The 19,945-nt window shown below is 41.0% G+C and carries 21 protein-coding genes and 2 pseudogenes; 11 read left to right on the top strand and 12 right to left on the bottom strand.

Going from position 1 to position 19,945, the window contains the following annotated elements; translation table 11 throughout:
• Positions 1-51: 51 nt before the first annotated feature.
• From AM592_RS17495 to AM592_RS17480, 4 genes are all read right to left on the bottom strand, one after another.
• Positions 52-441 (bottom strand): DUF1259 domain-containing protein, encoded by a 390-nt coding sequence (locus AM592_RS17495; RefSeq protein ID WP_192841120.1) that lies wholly within the window; start codon positions 439-441, stop codon positions 52-54.
• A 250-nt stretch (positions 442-691) separates the two neighbouring features.
• Positions 692-1,042, bottom strand: a complete 351-nt coding sequence (locus AM592_RS17490; RefSeq protein ID WP_053604988.1) for a VOC family protein — start codon at positions 1,040-1,042, stop codon at positions 692-694.
• A 120-nt stretch (positions 1,043-1,162) separates the two neighbouring features.
• The gene (locus AM592_RS17485; RefSeq protein WP_053604987.1) at positions 1,163-1,447 is read right to left on the bottom strand and encodes a hypothetical protein; all 285 of its coding nucleotides are present in this window, start codon (positions 1,445-1,447) and stop codon (positions 1,163-1,165) included.
• 104 nt (positions 1,448-1,551) lie between these two features.
• A complete protein-coding gene (locus tag AM592_RS17480; protein WP_192841119.1) occupies positions 1,552-2,097 on the bottom strand; it encodes a pyridoxamine 5'-phosphate oxidase family protein in 546 nt (181 codons plus the stop codon).
• Positions 2,098-2,215: 118 nt separating this feature from the next.
• Between AM592_RS17480 and pdxR the strand changes: the two genes are divergently transcribed.
• Positions 2,216-3,646, top strand: a complete 1,431-nt coding sequence (gene pdxR, locus AM592_RS17475; RefSeq protein WP_053604986.1) for a MocR-like pyridoxine biosynthesis transcription factor PdxR — start codon at positions 2,216-2,218, stop codon at positions 3,644-3,646.
• A gap of 91 nt (positions 3,647-3,737) precedes the next feature.
• On the opposite strand, the gene AM592_RS17470 is transcribed toward pdxR, so the two are convergent.
• Positions 3,738-5,138 (bottom strand): MFS transporter, encoded by a 1,401-nt coding sequence (locus tag AM592_RS17470; RefSeq protein WP_225970265.1) that lies wholly within the window; start codon positions 5,136-5,138, stop codon positions 3,738-3,740.
• A gap of 5 nt (positions 5,139-5,143) precedes the next feature.
• A complete protein-coding gene (locus tag AM592_RS17465; protein ID WP_053604985.1) occupies positions 5,144-5,530 on the bottom strand; it encodes a MerR family transcriptional regulator in 387 nt (128 codons plus the stop codon).
• Positions 5,531-5,818: 288 nt separating this feature from the next.
• Here AM592_RS17465 and argH point away from each other — a divergent pair, with 288 nt between their 5' ends.
• The 3 genes from argH to AM592_RS17450 all read left to right on the top strand — a co-directional run bounded on the left by argH (position 5,819) and on the right by AM592_RS17450 (position 8,727).
• A complete protein-coding gene (gene argH / locus AM592_RS17460; protein WP_053604984.1) occupies positions 5,819-7,342 on the top strand; it encodes an argininosuccinate lyase in 1,524 nt (507 codons plus the stop codon).
• Positions 7,335-8,282 (top strand): N-acetylglucosamine kinase, encoded by a 948-nt coding sequence (locus AM592_RS17455; protein WP_225970264.1) that lies wholly within the window; start codon positions 7,335-7,337, stop codon positions 8,280-8,282. The genes argH and AM592_RS17455 overlap by 8 nt, the downstream gene beginning before the upstream one ends.
• A 154-nt stretch (positions 8,283-8,436) precedes the next feature.
• Positions 8,437-8,727, top strand: a complete 291-nt coding sequence (locus tag AM592_RS17450; protein WP_053604982.1) for a hypothetical protein — start codon at positions 8,437-8,439, stop codon at positions 8,725-8,727.
• Between the two features lie 150 nt (positions 8,728-8,877).
• On the opposite strand, the gene AM592_RS17445 is transcribed toward AM592_RS17450, so the two are convergent.
• Positions 8,878-9,792, bottom strand: coding sequence for an arginase family protein (locus tag AM592_RS17445; RefSeq protein WP_053604981.1), 915 nt, complete (start codon positions 9,790-9,792; stop codon positions 8,878-8,880).
• 105 nt (positions 9,793-9,897) lie between these two features.
• Here AM592_RS17445 and AM592_RS17440 point away from each other — a divergent pair, with 105 nt between their 5' ends.
• On the top strand, positions 9,898-10,239 hold the full coding sequence (locus AM592_RS17440; RefSeq protein WP_053604980.1) for a winged helix-turn-helix transcriptional regulator: 342 nt from the start codon (positions 9,898-9,900) through the stop codon (positions 10,237-10,239).
• Positions 10,240-10,509: 270 nt separating this feature from the next.
• On the opposite strand, the gene AM592_RS17435 is transcribed toward AM592_RS17440, so the two are convergent.
• Entirely contained in the window at positions 10,510-10,872 is a 363-nt protein-coding gene (locus AM592_RS17435; RefSeq protein ID WP_053604979.1) for a winged helix-turn-helix transcriptional regulator, read from the bottom strand.
• Positions 10,873-11,043: 171 nt separating this feature from the next.
• On the opposite strand from AM592_RS17435, the gene AM592_RS17430 reads away from it, so the two are divergent.
• From AM592_RS17430 to AM592_RS17420, 3 genes are all read left to right on the top strand, one after another.
• On the top strand, positions 11,044-12,246 hold the full coding sequence (locus AM592_RS17430) for an MFS transporter (RefSeq protein WP_053604978.1): 1,203 nt from the start codon (positions 11,044-11,046) through the stop codon (positions 12,244-12,246).
• A gap of 35 nt (positions 12,247-12,281) precedes the next feature.
• Positions 12,282-13,121 (top strand): aldo/keto reductase, encoded by an 840-nt coding sequence (locus AM592_RS17425; RefSeq protein ID WP_053604977.1) that lies wholly within the window; start codon positions 12,282-12,284, stop codon positions 13,119-13,121.
• A gap of 69 nt (positions 13,122-13,190) precedes the next feature.
• Positions 13,191-13,985 carry an SDR family NAD(P)-dependent oxidoreductase gene (locus AM592_RS17420; RefSeq protein WP_053604976.1) on the top strand — a complete coding sequence of 265 codons (795 nt, stop codon included), beginning with the start codon at positions 13,191-13,193 and terminating at the stop codon, positions 13,983-13,985.
• 14 nt (positions 13,986-13,999) lie between these two features.
• Here the strand turns inward: AM592_RS17420 and AM592_RS23515 are convergent.
• From AM592_RS23515 to AM592_RS17410, 3 genes and pseudogenes are all read right to left on the bottom strand, one after another.
• A pseudogene (locus AM592_RS23515) lies at positions 14,000-14,455 on the bottom strand (DinB family protein); the annotation flags it as partial.
• 90 nt (positions 14,456-14,545) lie between these two features.
• A pseudogene (locus AM592_RS24780) lies at positions 14,546-15,121 on the bottom strand (type 1 glutamine amidotransferase family protein); the annotation flags it as partial.
• 57 nt (positions 15,122-15,178) lie between these two features.
• Positions 15,179-16,153, bottom strand: a complete 975-nt coding sequence (locus tag AM592_RS17410) for a helix-turn-helix transcriptional regulator (RefSeq protein WP_053604975.1) — start codon at positions 16,151-16,153, stop codon at positions 15,179-15,181.
• 343 nt (positions 16,154-16,496) lie between these two features.
• Here AM592_RS17410 and AM592_RS17405 point away from each other — a divergent pair, with 343 nt between their 5' ends.
• Together AM592_RS17405 and AM592_RS17400 are read left to right on the top strand one after the other, a co-directional pair.
• Positions 16,497-16,802, top strand: a complete 306-nt coding sequence (locus AM592_RS17405; protein ID WP_053604974.1) for a hypothetical protein — start codon at positions 16,497-16,499, stop codon at positions 16,800-16,802.
• Positions 16,803-17,090: 288 nt separating this feature from the next.
• Entirely contained in the window at positions 17,091-17,516 is a 426-nt protein-coding gene (locus AM592_RS17400; RefSeq protein WP_053604973.1) for a CBS domain-containing protein, read from the top strand.
• Between the two features lie 372 nt (positions 17,517-17,888).
• Here AM592_RS17400 and AM592_RS17395 read toward each other — a convergent pair whose 3' ends face one another.
• On the bottom strand, positions 17,889-19,343 hold the full coding sequence (locus AM592_RS17395; protein WP_053604972.1) for a benzaldehyde dehydrogenase: 1,455 nt from the start codon (positions 19,341-19,343) through the stop codon (positions 17,889-17,891).
• 189 nt (positions 19,344-19,532) lie between these two features.
• Here AM592_RS17395 and AM592_RS17390 point away from each other — a divergent pair, with 189 nt between their 5' ends.
• A complete protein-coding gene (locus tag AM592_RS17390; protein WP_053604971.1) occupies positions 19,533-19,883 on the top strand; it encodes a DUF952 domain-containing protein in 351 nt (116 codons plus the stop codon).
• Positions 19,884-19,945 lie beyond the last annotated feature (62 nt).

The following is a 19,945-nucleotide window of genomic DNA, read 5'->3' as shown; positions in this document are numbered from 1 at the left end:
GAAGGATGAGCGGTATTTTATCTTACTACTTGATAAGGTACATGGCTCTGTTCAAATAGCATCTAACGCAATTCTCACTTTTCTTGCAAAAATCAATGGTTTTTCAACAGTTTCAATATTGACATAAATTAAATTGGGATTATCGAACAACCATTCATTATGGATAGACGAAACGGTTATTCCCTGATCACGAATTACAGTAATAAACGGTTCGACTTCATCTTGTAAAAGTGCTATTCTTCCTAAACATAATGCTTTCCCACTGAACTTACTTATTGATTCGAATGAGAAAGAAGAAGTCACCTCAAACCTCTTCTCCAAAATTGTAGCTCTTATTTCATTTCGAGATATTGTAGCCACACATTTTCCACCGGCAAATCCAGGCTGCCCACCTATAATGTCCGCAAACTTGTTGCACAGTGTTTCCTCATTGTTCATCATGATTTATCATCTCCTTTTACCTTTGATCTATGACAAATGACATACATTCACTTTCTTTAATACATCCTATTAACACTTACTTAATGATGTACAGGCAGTTGTAGGTGGGGAATCGTGGATTTATTGTGTAGGAAATAAGAAAAGCCGTTTAACATATTAGTCATGTTTAATATGTTAAACGGCTTATTTTTCGATTTTTAATTTTTTTGTTTTGATAAGATCGTGCCATTTTATTAGACAGCTCAAGCAGTCACTTTTTTTGTATCAATCCAAATCCCAGCCCAACAGGGTCTTCCAAGTATGCTAAATAAAACTCGTCAAACTCCATTTTCCCGCGCACAAGCTCTGCACCGCTCTCTAAAGCTTTTTCGATAGCGTCGTCAATGGATTCTACCTCTATTTGTATCCGGGTTCCCTGAGGATATTCGATAGGTCCTAAACTAATGCCTCCATTAATCCCGGTACTGCCATCGTCTCCTGTAGTTACCGGCCAATAGTCGTAGTTCGGAGCAGCGATTTTCCAATTAAATACCTTAGAATAAAACTCGGCGGCTTTTTTTGGATCCTGGCTGCTTAATTCAAATGCTACAACACGTGCCATTTTAGCTCCCCCTTCACTTTTTTTATTCTTTTCCCATTATCTTTCTGTATGAATCTTTTAATTCCTGCATAAAACGAACGCTGGCACTTCTTTATAAAATCGGTTCTTCAATTTCCCTTATCAACATCCATCGGCCACCTTGAATCTCCCAGTTTTCGATGGTAAATAATTTTGCAACGATTTGTTGTTCTTTTTCAATGATTTGTTCATGCCTTCAATTGCTTCTTCCCGTGTGAAAAATACGGGCTTTTCCCGTTCGTTAGAAAAGAAAGTCACATAATAGCCGGAAGACATCGCTTGCAGAGCTGAAGTTTCGCCGGTATCCATGGCAAGCTCCCAAGCTTTTATATATTCGTCATGAAATCTAGTAAAAGTTAGTTCATCTTCTGTTATAGACTGGCTCAAAAACTCCCCCCTTTTTTTAACAATTGTTATGAAAGTATTCTATTGTTATAATCTGAATCCTTGTTTTGCGATGCTTTTATTGATCAAATCATTGATTCTTGGGCTTATATATCCATCTTCCGTTCACGTCCGGGATAAAATTTATTCTCTTTCTCCAGCGGATTTTCTTTGGCGCTGAGATGTTCTACGCTAATACTAATGACCGATGTGGCGCTGCCCTTGCTTGAACGATATTTTTCTATATGTTGTTTGGACAAGGGGGTATCGAAATATCCTGGAACATATTTATTTAACAATTGCTGCATAGATTCAGTCGCTTCTGTCAAATCTGTGACGTGGTGCGCTTTTCCAAAAGCCATGACACTCATGTAGGCGGTGTCTGTCTTGGCTGGGACCGGATTAGCGATTGTTCCGTATTCTTCGCTTACCGTAAAGCAAACCTGAGGATTCTCTTTTATCATGTCAATTTTTCGTCCTGTATCGGCTCCGTGGAAATAAATCTTTCCCTGCCACCACACGTAATTTAATGGGACAACGTACGGCTGTTCTTTCTGGGCTAAACCAAGATAACCTACTCTCGCATGGTTCAAAAAGTGTTGAATCTTTTCCTTATCTGTGCACTCTAAGAAATGAAAACGCATTGGCATCATCGCCATAACCTCCTGTATATGTATCTTTATTTTTACTAGTGTAATGATTATTGTCCCTGATTGTTAGAGCCAATTTTAACGTTTATAATAGGGTCAATTATGGAAGACGGAGGTTCACATGCTGGAGATTACGCTTAATTTGTATGAGGACAAAAAAGATCCATATTACGTGCAGTTATATCGGCATATTCGCCAAGAAATCAAAAGCGGGCGCATCCATGCCGGCACGCGGCTGCCTGCGATCAGGCGGCTGTCAGAACACCTGGATATCAGCCGAAACACTGTAGAAGCTGCCTACCTGCAGCTTGTATCCGAAGGCTATGTAGAGAGCAGGCCCCGAAGCGGATTGTATGTCCTTAAGCTAGAAGAAGATTTTTCATTCCTAGAAAAAGTGACCAATCAAGAACCCGGACGACAGGATGCGGAAGAGATCGTAGAAACGAAGCCAGCTGCCTCCCCCGTGCTTCGATGTGATTTTCGAAATGGCACGATTGATTTGAGCTCTTTTCCTTTTTCAGTTTGGAACAAGATCTCCCATCAAATCATGCAAGAGTATACAAACTCTTTGTCGTTATACGGCGATCCGCAGGGTGAGCCCGGTCTCCGACATCAACTAGCAGGATATCTGCGTCAATCCAGAGGGGTTCGATGCTCACCAGACCAAATTATCGTTGGAGCTGGCACCCAGCAGATGCTGCTATTGCTATGTCAACTGCTCGGAACAGAACGACAGCCTGTCGCTGTGGAGGACCCAGGCTATAACGGGGCAAGATCTGTCTTTTCTGAGCTTAACTTCCCGATGGTGCCAATCCCCTTGGAAGAAGACGGAATTGATATGGAGTATCTGATGAAGTCCGAAGCAAAGCTTGTGTATGTAACCCCCTCACACCAGTTTCCGTTCGGCATGATCTTACCGATACATAAACGTATAAAATTGCTGCAGTGGGCAGCTGAACATGACAGGTACATCATTGAAGACGATTACGACAGCGAATTCCGGTATCAGGGGCGGCCCATTCCCGCACTGCAAGGTTTGGATAAGAGTGGCCGAGTCATCTACATGGGGACCTTTTCCAAGTCTCTATTGTCAGGAATCCGTATCAGCTATATGGTGCTTCCTGAATCACTGATTTCAAAATACAAGGACAAAAAAGCATTCCTTGAACCGACAGCCTCCCTTATCCACATGCAAACACTGGAACGATTTATGGAGGAGGGCTGGTGGGAAAAACATCTGCGCAGAATGAAGAATGTGTATAAGAAAAAGCATGCGTTTCTCTTGTCAGCCATCACCCGCTTTTTTGGAGAAAGGGTGAAGGTTATTGGGCAGCATTCCGGTTTGCATATCGTCATTGAGGTGAACGATGGCCGCTCTGAATCGGAGCTTGTTCGCAAGGCTGAAGAAAAAGGAGTGAAGGTCTATCCTACATCACCGTATTGGATAACCTTCGACACTCAGCTGCCTCCCCGCCTTCTATTAGGTTTTGGAGGGTTGTCAGAGAATGAGCTGGAGGCAGGGATTCGATTGTTAAAAGAAGCCTGGACGTGATAGTCGATGACAAAAAAACCCTCCTTAAGAAATTCCTATCTTAAGGGGGGTTTTTATACGTATCAATAATGCATCTGCTCAATCAGCTGGATCAAGATTCATTCCGCAATTCCTTAACCGTCTGAGGATTCTTTTTTCCGAATGTAAAGTAATAAAGAATCGCACTCGCCAGAACCACAAGACTTAATAACAGGATGAGATTACTGTACAAATATGCCTTGGAGTTTAAAACAAACGGATGCAGCGGAAAATTGAGCACGGCCTGCTCCAATACTCTGGCAACGACAGCTGTTCCTACTGCCCCTGAAATAAACGAAGTCATGTTATAAAAACCCATGCCGACTCCGATACGATCAGGAGGCAATATCTGCGTGACACTTTCCGTTAATGCCGTTTGCAAGAAGGAGAATCCGATGTACATAATGATGAGTGACAACGCAATGTACCAGACCCAATAACCGATGGATGAAGACTGCAGCAATAGACTTAACGCAATCAATATCAACCCCAGGTATACGACAAAATGGCTTCCCCTATTCACCGTCAACTTCCCGGCAACTCTTCCGAATATGACTGCGCTAAAAGCACCCGGAAACATGACGAGCCCAATGTTCTCTGTCGATAAACCGTACATATTACTCAGCATCAACGGGATCACAAACATCATCGACATGACCGTGCTGAAGATAAGAAAACCAATGATGAGTCCGCTGCGGTAAAGCGGATTCGTGAATAGGGCTGGATCGACAAAAGGTTCATCCGCCCGCCGGATGCGTATGATAAATAGGACGAGCGCTATCACACCGATAAGCAAATAAAACCAGCTGGCTTCTACTGTAAATAAAATCAAGCTTGAGACCGCGATTCCCATCAGTACGGCTCCAAGAACATCCAATTTGCCTGCGCTCGGCTTTTCTACCGGAAGGAGCTTTTGGAAGAAAGGAATAGCGATTAGTGCAGGTAGCGGCACAAGAAACAAAAAGGACCAGTGGAACGATCCGGCGATATAGCCTCCAAGTACCGGTCCGATGCCGATCGCGAAGGAAACGGTAGATGTGATGATACCAAACATGTTTCCCCGTTCTGCGGGTGAAAAATATTTGGCGACAATGACCATGATAAGTGCCGGTATAGCGGATGCGCCTGCCCCTTGAATCGCACGGGATATAATGATCCCCGGATACCAGGATTGCAGAGCAAACCCCAAAATGGAGCCCATTCCATAAAGGACAATTCCGATCGTGATCAGTTTTTTGACACTAAACAAATCTGAAAGCTTTCCGAAAATAACGGATCCCATACCGAATATGATAATAAAGACCGTAATTACCCAGCTTACACCAGAAGCGCTCAGATCAAACTGCTCGGCAATATCCGGAGTTGATACATTAAAAACTGATTCGTTCAATACGGCAAAAAACAGAATGTAATAAATCCAAATGACACTTTTTTTCATGTTTGACGAATTCGTTTCGGTATAGGTACTTTCCACGTTTTTTACGCTTCCTTTCTTTCTAGGGGGATTCCCTGATTTAACCGGTCCTGAATTTCTTTCCAGCATGACAACGTTTCAAGTAACTGTTTTTCCTGTCCCTTGAGCACTTCGATTTGCTGTTGTACATCTGTAAGCTTGCTTTCGTAGAGTTTGACCGCTTCATATGCGCATTGAAAGTGATCTGGCGACTCGGATTCTGGTAAATGGATGAGGTTTGCGATATCATTCGTTCCCATACCAAGCCCTAAGTAAAATTTAATCAGCTGAATGCGCTCGATGTCATCTTGACTGTATTGCCTGTATCCATTTTCAGTGCGCTTTGGAATCAACAGCTTCTTTTTCTCATAATATCGAAGGGAACGTGCGCTAACGCCGGTTTGCCGTGCCACTTCATTTATGGTAATTCGGATCTCCTCCTTGTTTTGGAATTATCTTGATTATAAAGATTGACATTGTGTCAATGTCAAGAAATTTATTTTCACCTTAGAAATGGCATTAGCCCTTTATTGAAAAGATCGAATATTATAAAAATGGTACTGAGCCATGTTGGCAGGTAAGTCCTAACAATCTATAATTGAGATAGGAATAAGGATCGACCAGTAATCGATGTGAAAATCAGTCGAATGCAGCCAAAAATGAGATCAACTAATAATGGGATCAGAAAGGATTGTCAGCTTATGAAAAAATCACTTCAAGAGCAGATCGCTGAACGTGAGGGGAAGCGTTTCCCTTCCAAGACATATACATCCATCGTGTTAGAACCTGCCTATAATCATGCAAAACAAAATTTCACCGAAGCGATGATTCAAATTCATTATGCACATCTTATCATGCTAGTAGAACAGGATTTGGTTGAAAAAGAGGAAGCGAAAAAAATTGCAGCTGCTGTACGAAGTATTGATATTGATGAGTTGAAATCGAGCAGCTATGATTCTAGATTTGAAGATTTATTTTTTCAAGTGGAACACGCATTGATCGAAAAAGCTGGTGATATCGCTGGAAATTTACATATTGCCCGGAGCCGGAATGATATGGGGATTGCACTTTATCGAATGACGCTGCGCAAGAAAATTACAGAACTAATGAATTCCGGATTGCAGCTGCGCAAGACATTCATTGAGCTGACAAAAGAGCATTGCGATACGATCATGATTGGGTACACGCATACTCAGCAGGCGCAGCCTACAACCCTCGCTCACTATTTTAATGCAATGACCGATACGTTAACAAGAGATTTGAAACGGTTGGCGGCGGCTTACCAAACGGTTAATCGAAGCAGTATGGGAGCGGCTGCACTTACTACTTCGGGTTTTCGTGTGAATCGGAAGCGAGTTCAAGACCTGCTTGGCTTTGAAGAGATGATTGATAATGCATGGGATGCTGTAGCAGGGGCAGATTATATTGCAGAAACGGCATCCGCTGTGCAGCTGTCCGCCCTAAATTTAGGAAGGTCCATACAGGATTTTCTCTTATGGGGGACACAAGAATTTGGTGTCTTTACCCTCTCTGCTCCGTACGTTCAAATAAGCTCCATTATGCCGCAAAAACGAAATCCGGTATCCATCGAGCATATGCGTGCACTATTATCGAGTGTAGCCGGAGATACACAAACGGTGCTGCTAATGATGCACAATACCCCGTTCGGAGATATTGTGGATACCGAAGATGACATGCAGCCCTACATGTGGAAGGCAATCGAAACGTTAGAAGGGATATACCGTCTTCTTTCAAGCGTGCTAATGACAATGGAAGTTAATAAGGAAGTCCTTCTCAATCGCGCAAAAGAAAGCTTTGCCAATGTCACAGAGCTTGCGGATACAATGGTGAGAGTCGATCGGCTATCGTTCCGTCAAGCACACCATGTAGTCAGTTCAACAGTGAAAGCGTTGATCGAAAAAGGAAGCGGATCCCTCCAAGCACTGACACTTGATGTATTAAACGAACACACAAAAAGAATCGTCGGCCGTGAATCAAGGCTTACAAACGAACAGCTAAATAATTGTTTAAGCCCGAAGTACTTTGTTGATATTCGATCGCTTGAGGGTGGACCTTGTCCTGAGCGGATGCGTGAAACCATTAAGATTCGCAATGAAGAGCAAACCGCTTGGGAAGGTTGGCTGGAAGAAAAGACTAGCATTCTATCAAGGTCGGATGATGAAGTGCAGCGCATTATTAATGAATGGAGAGCCGAAGATGAGTAAGCTGCTGCTTGCGGTTGATGGCGGCGCTACGAAAACGATAGCTGTTATTACAGATGCTAAAGGTGCAATACTCGGGAGAGGAAAAGCAGGTTCATCGAATTACCAAGTCGTTGGTGAGCTTGGAGCGGTACAAGCACTTACAAAATCGATTCAAGAAGCGTTGGACGAATCTGGATTAAATGAAAAAAGCCTTACTCGAATTGACAAAGCAGTTTTTGCACTGGCAGGTATTGATACCTCGATGGACGAAAGAACAGTTAAAGGTTTTGTCCGAAAAGCGGTACAGCAATTATCTTTGACGATTCCAGAACTAATAATCGAAAATGATTGCCAATCCGCACTATTAGGTGTAACGCAAGACAAACCAGGTGTATTACTGATCGCTGGCACGGGTTCCATTGCTTTTGCTCACGATGGAAGAGGGACATTTGTACGAGCAGGAGGCTGGGGACACCGGGTTGGGGATGAGGGCAGCGGCTATTGGATCGGCAAGGAAGCGATTCGATCCGTTTTAAAAATGCTTGACGGACGAGAAAAAAATACGATCCTGGCAAGACTCATTTTAGAGCATTTTCAAATTGCCAGCATAGAGGATTTATACAACTGGGTTTACAGCGTGGAGTATACTGTTGACGACGTAAGCGCGCTAACGCAGTCTGTAGAAAAAGCCCGCGAGCTGGGCGACGAAGTGAGTAAGTCTATTTTAGACAGCGCTGCTGAAGAATTGGGGCAATTATTGCTAACGGTTATCCAAAAAACGGACATCGTAAATGATGAATTTGATCTCATTCTGCAAGGCGGTGTATTGCAGCACAATCAATACATACGGGAAAAAGTTAAGTTGCGCATAAAAGAGCAGGCTGAGCAGGTAAAGGTTGTAACAGCAAAGGAAGAACCGATTTTTTATATCATCAATCGTGGTTTGGCGATAACAGAATGATTCATAAAGGATAGAAAGCTATAAGACGATATAAACTGATTCATAGGGAAGACTCTTTTGTGAATATTGTGTGGTAACTCAATTCTACTAGAAAAGGTCTTCCTTTTTTTGATTATTACACAAGATATTTTACGCTCTCAGGAGGAGTTGAATAATGTTATCTCATGAAGCTTTTAATTATGTCAGGTATGAATTTGTTTTTTTTATAATTATTTTGATTGCGTTGTTTATAAATATTGTTTTTCTTAAAAAAAAGCTCGATTTAATCAATTGGTTTACTGTGATTAGCATTTCGTTTATTTGTATAGTTGTTTCAGTTTTAAATCTTATCATGTTAGGATACGCTTCTGACGAATTGAATCTTAGAATGGCTGAATGTACATATATGTTTATTGCAGTAGTGATTTTGGCTGTCATTAATTCTGCTATTTCTTATAAAAAATAATTAATAATGCTATAAAGCATGAAACAGATGAATTTAAATGTTTTTTTGCACTTGCTGCCATATAAAAATACACCCTCGCATACATAAAGTGCGTGAGTGTATTTTAATGATTTAGCAGATAATTGTTCTATTATTATTCCGTTTATGACTTTACTTATTTAAAATAGGTATCTCTCCAAGCAGATTCTTCAATTTAATAGAATCCCACGGCAAATGCTCTGTTATACCTAACCCAACTACATCTGTTTCTTCAGATAGTTCTTTAATCAGATTAAGTAGTTGAGGCATTTGCATTGTTCCCTCAGGAGAAAAATTGAAGGGTGCTTCAGGGTTGGCGAATAATAAAGAACGAAATGCCTTTGGATCAAGTACGTCTAAATCAAGGTGAATAGCTAGGTGCTTAATGCCACTTTCTTTAATCCACTCTTTTATAGGTTCAGTGCTGTTCGTTAACTCTTTTGTTCCAGCAGTTTTAATACCTAGTCTTTGAATAACTTCTGTTTCTTGTTCTGTAGGAGCTATACCTAGTCTTTGAAACGCCTCTGAAATCACTTCTGTTTCTTGTTCTGTAGGGGCTGCTAATCCCGCGATAAAGACATTTTCAGGTTTTAAAGGGGTTTTCACATGTTTGGCGAACTCCTGATCTCCTTCTCCCAAAAGATTCCCGAGAGGTAATGAATGTCCGTTATCATACCCGACATATCTAACTAAATCAGGGTGAGCATCGATCCAAATTAAACCTAACTCCCCGCCGTATCGTTCGTTTAAATAGGCAAATGGGGCTTGTTCGACTAAGCAGTCACCACCAAACATTACAATACGATCTGGCTTATGAGCATCAATGATTTGATGAGCAGACTTCAATTGTTCAAGTAGCTGTTTTCTCCCATTAATACCGTTCTCGTTTTCAAGCGGAGTTCCATCATAAGCTTGAACTGGTACATTAATAAGGGGTTGATCATTGTCTGGAGCGAGCCAAGCAAGCAGTTCGGCTCCAAAAGAGTAGTTAGGGTTGTTTCCCCCTTGCCATTGCGGCATTAACAGGCGTATTGTTTTTTCAGTCATTTTTTTCTCCCCTTTACTTCAAAGTAAGGTTAGTATAAACTGTGCACAAATAAAAAAGTAGTACGTACTTTATTGATAGGTACTACCCGAAAGGATAGTGTAAATATGAGTATGGCTGAATTTAAAGGTAAAGTTAAAAATATTCAAGATACACCTTTTGGTTATACATTGTCAGTTATTGGTGGTAAATGGAAAATGGTTATTATTTACCTCCTAGCAGAAAACCAACCGGTTCGCTTTAATGAACTGAAAAGACAGATAGGAGCTATTACTTATAAAACATTGAGTTCACAACTTAAAGAATTGGAAACGGATGGTATGGTGAAACGGAAAGAGTATCCTCAAGTTCCACCTAAAGTCGAGTACAGTCTCACAGATAAAGCTGAAACACTTTTACCTGTTTTGGAAGGCTTATGTGAGTGGGGGGTAAAAAACCAAAATAATTAAAAACTGCAGATGGCTGGAGAAACCAATTTTTGTGCATCACAAAAAATGTAGAGATACCAGGGTTTACCTCAGCCACCATTTCAGTATTTTTTCCGGAAAAGTAAGGTACCTTTGAAATGGAGTGATTGGTTTTGCGCCCCTTGATTTCTTCATGCTCTCGTCCGCCTGCACAGTTTCATAATGGGCTATGCCTTCTTACATCTATAACAGACGCCTTTTTATCGGAAATCTAAAAAGAAAAACGCTTGCCAGAAAAATTGGCAAGCGTTTTTAATTATTTAAAATACTTTCTTCCAAAACAGCCTTTTTATCCCCGTAAATTTTTGTAATATGGTTTTCTCCCCAGGAACAAAGAGAATCCAAAATCGATTGCAAACTCCAGCCGTATTCGCTGAGTTCATATTCCACTTTGGGAGGGATTTGTTGATAAACGATTCGATTGATGACCCCGTCTTCTTCCAGCTCACGCAATTGCTGAGTCAGCATTTTTTGTGTAATGTTCGGCATTAGGCGCTTCAGCTCACTCGTCCGTTTTTTGCCGTGAGTCAGATGGCAAAGAATGACGCATTTCCATTTTCCGCCGATTATTTCCAGTGTAGCTTCGACAGCGATGTTGTACTTTTTTTTCTGCATATATATCCTCCTTATAGGAACTAAAAAGTACCTATAGAACTTTTTGGTGCCTATAGAACTTTAAAGTGCGTACTTTCCATTAAAACTTATATCAATCATAATATCACTTGCGAGCTCATAGATGTACCCCCAATATTTTTTATCGTAAAACTAAAAGGAGGAGAAAGTCATATGACGATAGATAAAAAACGAAGCACACTGGCATTATTGGCGCTGGCAATCAGTGCATTTGCCATTGGTACAACAGAGTTCATCAGCGTTGGGCTCCTGCCGCTTATCTCTCAGGATATGCAAATTTCGGTAACGACAGCCGGTCTTACCGTTTCGTTATATGCCTTAGGCGTAACAGTTGGAGCACCTATTCTAACTGCCATGACATCCAATATGTCACGCAAGTCCTTATTATTATGGATAATGGTTGTTTTTATTATCGGAAACGGCATAGCGGCCAGTGCAACGAGCATCGGTGTCCTGCTGGCTGCCCGCGTGATCTCGGCATTATCTCACGGGATCTTTATGTCGATTGCCTCTACGATCGCGGCGAATCTGGTTCCTGAAAATCGCAGGGCGAGTGCGATTTCCATGATGTTTACCGGACTTACGGTTGCAACGGTGACCGGGGTGCCGATCGGAACATTTATCGGGCAGCAATCTGGCTGGAGAATGGCATTTCTGGCGATAGTTATCGTCGGCATCATTGCGTTCTTGGCAAACATCTTTCTTGTTCCGTCTCATTTACAGAAAGCAGCTCGTACAACTTTTGGCGATCAGCTAAAGCTGTTAACAAACGGCCGTCTGCTGCTAGTATTTATCATTACGGCTTTAGGCTATGGGGGAACATTTGTCGTCTTTACGTATTTATCACCATTGCTTCAAGAGATTACAGGATTTCAGGAAGGAACGGTGGCAGCGATCTTGCTTGTATATGGAATTGCGATTGCCATTGGGAACATGGTCGGGGGACGACTTGCGAATCAAAAGCCGATTACAGCTTTATTTTATATGTTTATCATTCAAGCAATCGTCCTATTCATTTTGACGTTCACCGTTCCATTTAAAGCTGCCGGACTGATTACAATCATTTTTATGGGATTATTTGCTTTCATGAATGTGCCCGGGCTGCAGGTGTATGTTGTCATTCTGGCTGAGCGGTTTGTCCCGAGTGCCGTTGATGTGGCATCGGCCATTAATATTGCGGCTTTTAACGCGGGAATTGCTATTGGCTCGTATTTAGGCGGGGCAATTACAGATTCGATCGGACTTATTCATACAGCTTGGATCGGCGGCTTAATGGTATCAGGTGCTGTTATTTTAACAGGAGTCAGCCGTTTTCTCGAAACGAAGGACCAACTTACAGTCGCAGTTAAATCATAATTCATACAAAACATTTTTGGGAGGATCATTTACTAATGAAACATTTACAAGATACAGTAACATTGCATAACGGTGTGAAAATGCCAGGCATCGGACTTGGTGTATTTAAAGTAGAAGAAGGTGATGAGCTAATTTCTGCAGTAAAGACAGCCATCGTCCATGGCTATCGCAGCATAGATACTGCCGCAATTTACGGAAATGAAGAAGGAGTCGGCAAAGGGATCCGTGAAGGGATCAAAGCAGCCGGCCTCTCAAGAGAAGACGTGTTTATCACATCAAAGGTTTGGAACGCTGATTTAGGATACGAAGCTACGCTCAAAGCCTATGAAACAAGTTTAGAAAAGCTTGGCACAGGGTATTTAGATTTGTATCTTATACATTGGCCGGTAGAAGGGAAATATAAAGAGGCGTGGAAGGCGCTCGAGACACTTTATAAAGAAGGTCGTGTCAAAGCGATTGGAGTCAGCAATTTCCAAATTCATCACCTTGAGGAATTGATGAAGGATGCGGAAATCAAGCCGGTGGTGAATCAAGTGGAATATCATCCGCGATTAACGCAAAAAGAAATTCAAGCGTTTTGCAGGGCAAACGATATTCAGCTGGAAGCATGGTCGCCACTAATGCAAGGCGAGTTGCTCGATCAAGAGCTTCTGCAAACAATCGCAGAAAGCCATGGTAAATCTGTCGCGCAAATCATTCTGCGCTGGGATATCCAGAATGGAGTAGTTACAATTCCCAAATCAACAAAAGAGCATCGAATCGTTGAAAATGCATCGGTATTCGATTTTGAATTGACGCCAGAGGAAATGGAACAAATTGATGGATTGAATCAAAATCTTCGAGTAGGCCCAGACCCAGATGATTTTGACTTTTAAAAAATAGATAACTCCTCTTTCAAAGAAGAGGAGTTATCTCCCTATACATAGGATTAGGAGGTTTTTATCATGGATTTAAGCTTAAACGGAAAAAAAGCATTCGTTACAGGTTCTACATCCGGAATTGGAAAGGCAATCGCCGCGTCATTGGCAAAAGAAGGCGCCGAAGTCATTATCAATGGACGCCGGCAGGAAAAAATTAAACAAACGATTGATGAAATCCTGAAAGAGTCTCCTGATGCGGTTCTTCACGAGGCAGAAGCCGATCTCGGAACAGAGGAAGGCTGCCAAAAGGTCATGGAAGAATATCCCGAGGTAGATATCCTAATTAATAATCTGGGAATATTTGAGCCTGCGGAATATTTTGAAATCCCGGATGAAGAATGGTTCAAAATGTTTGAAGTCAACATTATGAGCAGTGTGAGATTGACTCGCCAATACTTAAAAGAGATGATTCGTAAAAAGGAAGGGAGAGTCATCTTTATCGCAAGTGAAGCTGCTATTATGCCATCTCAGGAAATGGCGCATTACAGTGCAACCAAGACGATGCAGCTCTCACTTTCCAGAAGCTTGGCAGAGCTGACGAAAGGAACGAATGCAACGGTCAATACCGTCATGCCAGGCTCCACATTAACAGAAGGGGTAGAGTCGATGTTAAATACCCTTTATGAAAATGAAGACCTGACGATTGAAGAAGCAGAGAAGAAGTTTATGGAAGAGAATCGCCCGACTTCCATTATTCAAAGACTCATTCGTCCGGAAGAGATCGCCCATCTTGTCACCTTTGTCAGCAGTCCGCTTTCGTCAGCCGTCAATGGAGCTGCATTGCGCGTTGACGGAGGATTGGTACCTACCGTCTTTTAAAATAAGCTTGAAGATCAGTGAGGCTGATCTTCAAGTTTTTTTGTCTCAAACAAATAAAACGCAAAATCGGTTGGCACCCCCGGATGTCCCAACTGCCGGAGCATGGCTGTGATATTTCCCCGATGGTAGGTGCCATGATTGACAACATGCTGAACAAGCTCAGAGTGGCTTGCCTTTAAGGTTCCATAGCGAGGGTGGCTGTAAGAAGCGATCGTTTCCATATCTCCTGCCTGATGAAAGAATTCCTGAAAGCGTTCAGTTAAATTTTCATACAGCTTTTCCATTTCTTCAAGACTTACTCCCTTCGTCTCTTCTATCCACAAGTCTCTCATTCGAACCGTTTCGTCAAAGCTGTGACCAGACAGAACGAACAGCCACACATTATCGACGAGATAAATATGAGCTGCAGCGTCAGAAATGGAAGGAAACACACTTTGTATTTCTTGCGTGTAAATATCACGAGGGAGTTCATTTAAGTGTTTGAAAACTTTGCGGTTTGCCCATACATGGTAATCGTAATGCTGTAAGGAGTGGTCGGTTGAAGTTCCTTCAGTCTCTTGAGGGTATAACCCTTTTTTAAATACCGCATACCATTCATCTAACTGCTCGCTCTTCATGACGCCTAATTGATCTAAAATCAGCTTTGAAAATTCCAATGCGGCAGTTTCGTTCGCTGTAATGATGTTGCCGTCGCAAATGGCCTGTGCATCGATATAGTTTTCATCCCCGCGGTAATTCGGCGCATTCTGCTTTAAATAAGATAATGTGTACCCTGTATGCTTATTGTTATCGAGAAAACCGTATTTCGCTAAAAACGTCCCCGCATCACAAATCGCTGCGACCGGAATGTTATGTTTCAGGCATTCTTCTATCAAATCTTTTGCCTTATGATTTCTTTCATTCCTCCAATCGTTTCCGCCAGGGAGAATGAACATGGCTACGTTTGAGACATTAGCAAAATCCTTTAGGGAATAGTCAGGAAGAACACGTAATCCGCCCATCGATTGCTTCGGCTCTGTATCGATTGCAATCGTCTTTATTTGATAATCGGTATGCGGCTGATTCAGTTCTGCCATCACATAAGAAGCTTCCCAATCTGCAAACCCGTCAGTAAGAAAAACCAATACTTCTTTCATTATTATCCCTCCTCAGATTTTGATCCCATTGTAATACAACTTGACTGTCAAAAACGGTCAGTGAAGTTCAAGTGTTTGATAATAAGTTAACAATTCAGACGCCGCTTCTATTAATTTTTCTTTCACCAGCTGCGGCTCAAGCACCTGAATCGATTTCCCGTATGATAGCAGGATGAAAGGGGCGTAGTGAACGGCCATGTCTTTTTCAAGCACAAAGCAAATCATATGCTCTGATCGTTCGATAATCATATGGCCGAACAGCCAGTGACTGGCTAAATCATTGATGGCTGGCTGATTTCCTTGAATTCGGATCGGGATGAGCTGCTCTTTGTTCTCAGGGTCGGGCAGCAGATTTTTAAGAAAGAATGTTCTTGCTGAAAAGTCTTTCGGCCGTTCGAATTCGGCATCTGTCCGTGAAAGCCCCTGAATGCGATCGACTCGAAACGTTCGAATGTCTTCCCGCAGGTGGCAATAGGCAACCGAATACCAGCTGTTTTTCCAATGAACGAGTCCATATGGATCAATATGCCGGATTTTTATAGATTCCTCATTCTTAGTCTGATACTCCATGCGAAGTGTATAGCCATCGGCTGCCGACAGCTCAAGCTCTTGAAGGACGGCTTCCAATGATGGATCAACAGGAGCCGTTATAACCTCAAATCCTTCCTCGTGGCGGTGGATTTTGTTTAATTGTTCAGGATTGGTATACTTTTTTAATTTTGAAATGGCTTGCTGCAGGGATTCGCCAAACGGATATCCGGCTTCTTTCGCAAAGGCGGCTGCATGAATGAGAGCCTTCTGTTCATTTGTATCAAAAAACAACGGAATGTCAGTAAAGTCATGAAGCAGACTATAGCCCCCGTTATGGCCGGAGTCTGCTATAATTGGCACGCCGCTTGCGCATAAGGCATCGATATAACGGTACACCGTACGAATATTAATTTCTAAGGCATTTGCGATCTGCTTTGCCGTCACTCGTTTCCGCTCTTTTAGCATCCACAAAATTGAAAGCATATTGTCTGCTTTGGACATCCGTCAATTTCCTTTCCTATCAGAATACTTTTTCTCTATTTTCTATTCCGCATCTTGATAGTAAATTCCTTTTTTCTCTGGTTTGCAAAATGAAAGACGCTGGGATGTTCCAGCGTCAGCGTTTATCCATGTTTCAGTAATAAATTTTTACAAAGGGATGAAGACATATAAGCTTTATTATCCGTAACTAATTTGCTATAATATGGTAATAAAATAGAGGAAACAAGACTATAAAGGTTGGGGAAAGCTTGCAGGGTATATGGGTCTCAAATGCATCATTTTTATCGTAAAACATTCCTTTGTCTAATGGATTAGAAGAATGATTTACTTTTGAAAAATTACAATGAATATTTTGATGAAGAGAAGTGAGGTCGCAGATGAAAAAATGGATTTTTCTAAGCGCTTTAATTGTCACGGGACTTTTTTTGCAACAGGGGTTAGTGGTGAATTTGTTAGAGCTGAAGACCACAATCTTGACCCAATAGGGGATAAAATGGGTTGGCAAGAGGGCAATCCAAATGAAGACCCGGTTGTTGCAAATGATGGTTTAGAAGACGGAGTTAATGATCAGTCTTCTGTGAATATGAAGATAACTAAAGTATCGGATGATATACTTTCCCCCCAAGGATTTGGAAAGTTCGGTGAATGAGTGAACGAACGGCCGAATACCTTAATATATAAATGATCAGTCGAATTTCTTTTGTAGATAATATAAGAAAGTCCTTTTCTAAGCTTATTAAAACAATTGAATCCTCAACTTCTTGACCTGAAGTTGGGGATTATTTCTTTGGGTAACAGATCTTTGTTTCGTTTAAGCACTAATTATTTTTGAGTTTGTTTTTGGATATAGGGATCACCAAATTGGAAGTGTTTTATAAGAGATAGAATGGGTATTAAATAAAATAAGAAACTAAAAAATAATGAGGGAGGAATTATCATGAAAGTTGCTGAAGTCATGACAGCCGATGTTGATTGTTGTACTCCTGAAAATTCTTGTACCGAAGCAGCGGTGAAAATGAAAGACCTTGATGTAGGAGTAATTCCAATATGTGAAAACGAAAAATTATTGGGGATCATAACGGATCGCGATATAGTCGTAAAAGGATTAGCAAACAACCTTTCTGGTGAATCTAGTATTTCTAAATTAATGACAAATGATGTTGTGAGTGGAACCAAAGAAATGTCAGTTGAAGAAGCTGCCAATATAATGTCCCAGCATCAAATTCGTCGACTTCCTATTGTGGAAAATGACAAATTAGTCGGTATCGTTTCTCTTGGTGATTTAGCTGTAAGTCATCAGTCGGATGAAAAATCCGGAAAAACCCTTGAAAATATTTCAGTACCAGCTGAACCCAACAAATAAAACACTTCTCCAAAAGCGCAGTGGACCAGACCGATTTATTTTGACATTAGATCATTTTCATTTTTTGGGAATGTGTGTAGTTGTAGTTCTACCCCTAACTAATTTTACTTTCCAAACAATTTCGTAATACATCCACGTTTAATTGATTGTTGTGAACCTCTCTAACTAAATCATAGATTTTAATGAAGCATCCCTTATCTTTGATACAACTCCAAAATTAAAACAGCTTCTGAGTCTGGAAGCTGTTTTGTTATTGCCAACAACTCACAGTACGATAATGAGTCGATTGATTATACGTGTGATTTTATTTCATCCTTGCTAAGGACCACATCAATGTTTCACCGATGATTCCTCATCATACGGATTGTCCTTTTAATATGGAAAGCTTCTCTGATCATAATTCACTGAAATCCATTTTAACGTCGTAAATTCCTCTAAACTCCATTCACCGTTCAAACGGCCAAGTCCTGATTGTTTTACACCGCCGAATGCCACGATCGGTTCATCGTTTATCGTGATATCATTTACATGAATCATCCCTGTATGTATCTTCTTAGCCATTTCTACTCCGCGGTTGAGATCACCTGTATGAATGGCTCCACTCAATCCATATTCTGTATCATTAGCCAACAAAATAGCTTCTTCCTCTGATTCGAATGGTACAACATACACAACAGGCCCAAATAATTCTTCCTGAGCTATCTGCATATCTGGTGTAACATCGGTTAAAATCGTGGGTTCAACGATAGTTCCGGAAATATTTCCTTTAAGTACAGCTTTTGCTCCTTGCTCCAGCCCTCGATTAATTTGCAATTGAAGATTTACTGCCTGTCTTTCATTCATCACCGGACCGATAACCGTCTCAGGATCTCTAGGATCTCCAACCTTAAGCGAAGCTACCTTAGCTTTGTACTTCTCGATAAATTCCTCATAAATTCTTTTATGAACAAAAATACGGTTTGCAGACATACAAATTTGTCCCTGGTGGGTAAAGCGGCTGAATGTTGCTGCATTTACCGCGTAATCAATATCTGCATCATCCAAAATGATAAATGCGCTGTTTCCGCCTAACTCTAATAGCGGCTTTTTAAAGTTCTTAACTGCCAGCTGACCAATATGACTTCCGACCTTCGTGGAACCAGTAAAGGATATAACTCTTGGAATCGGATGCTCAACAAATGCATCCCCAATCTCATCGATATCTGTTACCACAACATTTAATAACCCCTTTGGAATGCCAGCCTCTTCAAAAATTTTCGCAATCAGGGTTCCTCCAGTAATCGGTGTTTCTTCATGCGGCTTTAACACAACGCCATTTCCCGCACCTAATGCAGGCGCAACCGATTTAACCGATAGGAAAAACGGGAAATTAAACGGGCTGATTACGCCTACCACACCAACCGGAGTACGATATAATCGATTCTCTTTCCCATCCTCAATTGAAGGTAATATTTTTCCTTCTATCCGTAAAGGAAAGGTAGCCGCTTCCTTAATCATATTTTTAACCAAACCGATTTCAAAGGCAGCCTTTAACCTAGTTCCACCTAACTCATCCATAATAATGTTGGCAATATCCTCTTCGTTATCATCGATGTAGCTAACAGCCTTCTCGAGAATATCACGCTTTTGATAAGGATTAACTTTATCCCAATCTTCCTTCGCTTTTAAAGCCGCTTTATAAGATAAATCAACGTCATCTACATTCGCCATTGTAAATGCTGCTAAAACCTCTCCATTATAAGGATTGATGTCGGAAAGCCTGCTCTCGCTCTGACCATCCCTCCAGATTCCGTCTATGTATTGCTTGGAAAGTGATTGAATATTCATTTTTAAATCCTCCTGTAAATTTGGATTTATTATTGATAGTAATAGTAATGTGTCAGCCTCCAATATTACATTTTCGACATTGTACAATAAACTCCTTGCGATGTCGTTAAAACAATGAGAAAATTATGTAAATTTTTTCTAATTTTAGTGGTGATAATTTAATTATGATTATCAAGGGAGGAATTAAGATTGATACTGCATATTGTTGATAATGAAGAATGGTTAAAAGCGAAAGATAAGGGTATTTATGCTCCCTCAAGTTTAGAAAGTGATGGTTTTATACATTGTTCTACAAAAGAGCAAGTAATTGAAGTAGCTAATTTTTTATTTAAGGGACATACTGGTCTGGTACTTTTGTGTATAGACTCAAATAAAGTCAAAGCTAAGATTATTTACGAAGATTTATATGAGACAGGAAAATTATATCCACATATTTATGGTTCATTACATGCGGATGCCGTATTTAAAGTAATTAATTTTGAGCTTAAAAAAGATGGGACTTTTAATTTTCCTAAAGAAATAGATGATATTGCTCTTTAGCTGTGTTGTATTTGAATGAATAAGCTTTAGTAATACCATGAATTTTTGTTTTCCAGCTGCAT

The sequence above is a fragment of the Bacillus gobiensis genome (assembly GCF_001278705.1).
Taxonomy (GTDB): domain Bacteria; phylum Bacillota; class Bacilli; order Bacillales; family Bacillaceae; genus Bacillus; species Bacillus gobiensis.
This window is presented reverse-complemented; position numbering and strand designations above follow the sequence as displayed.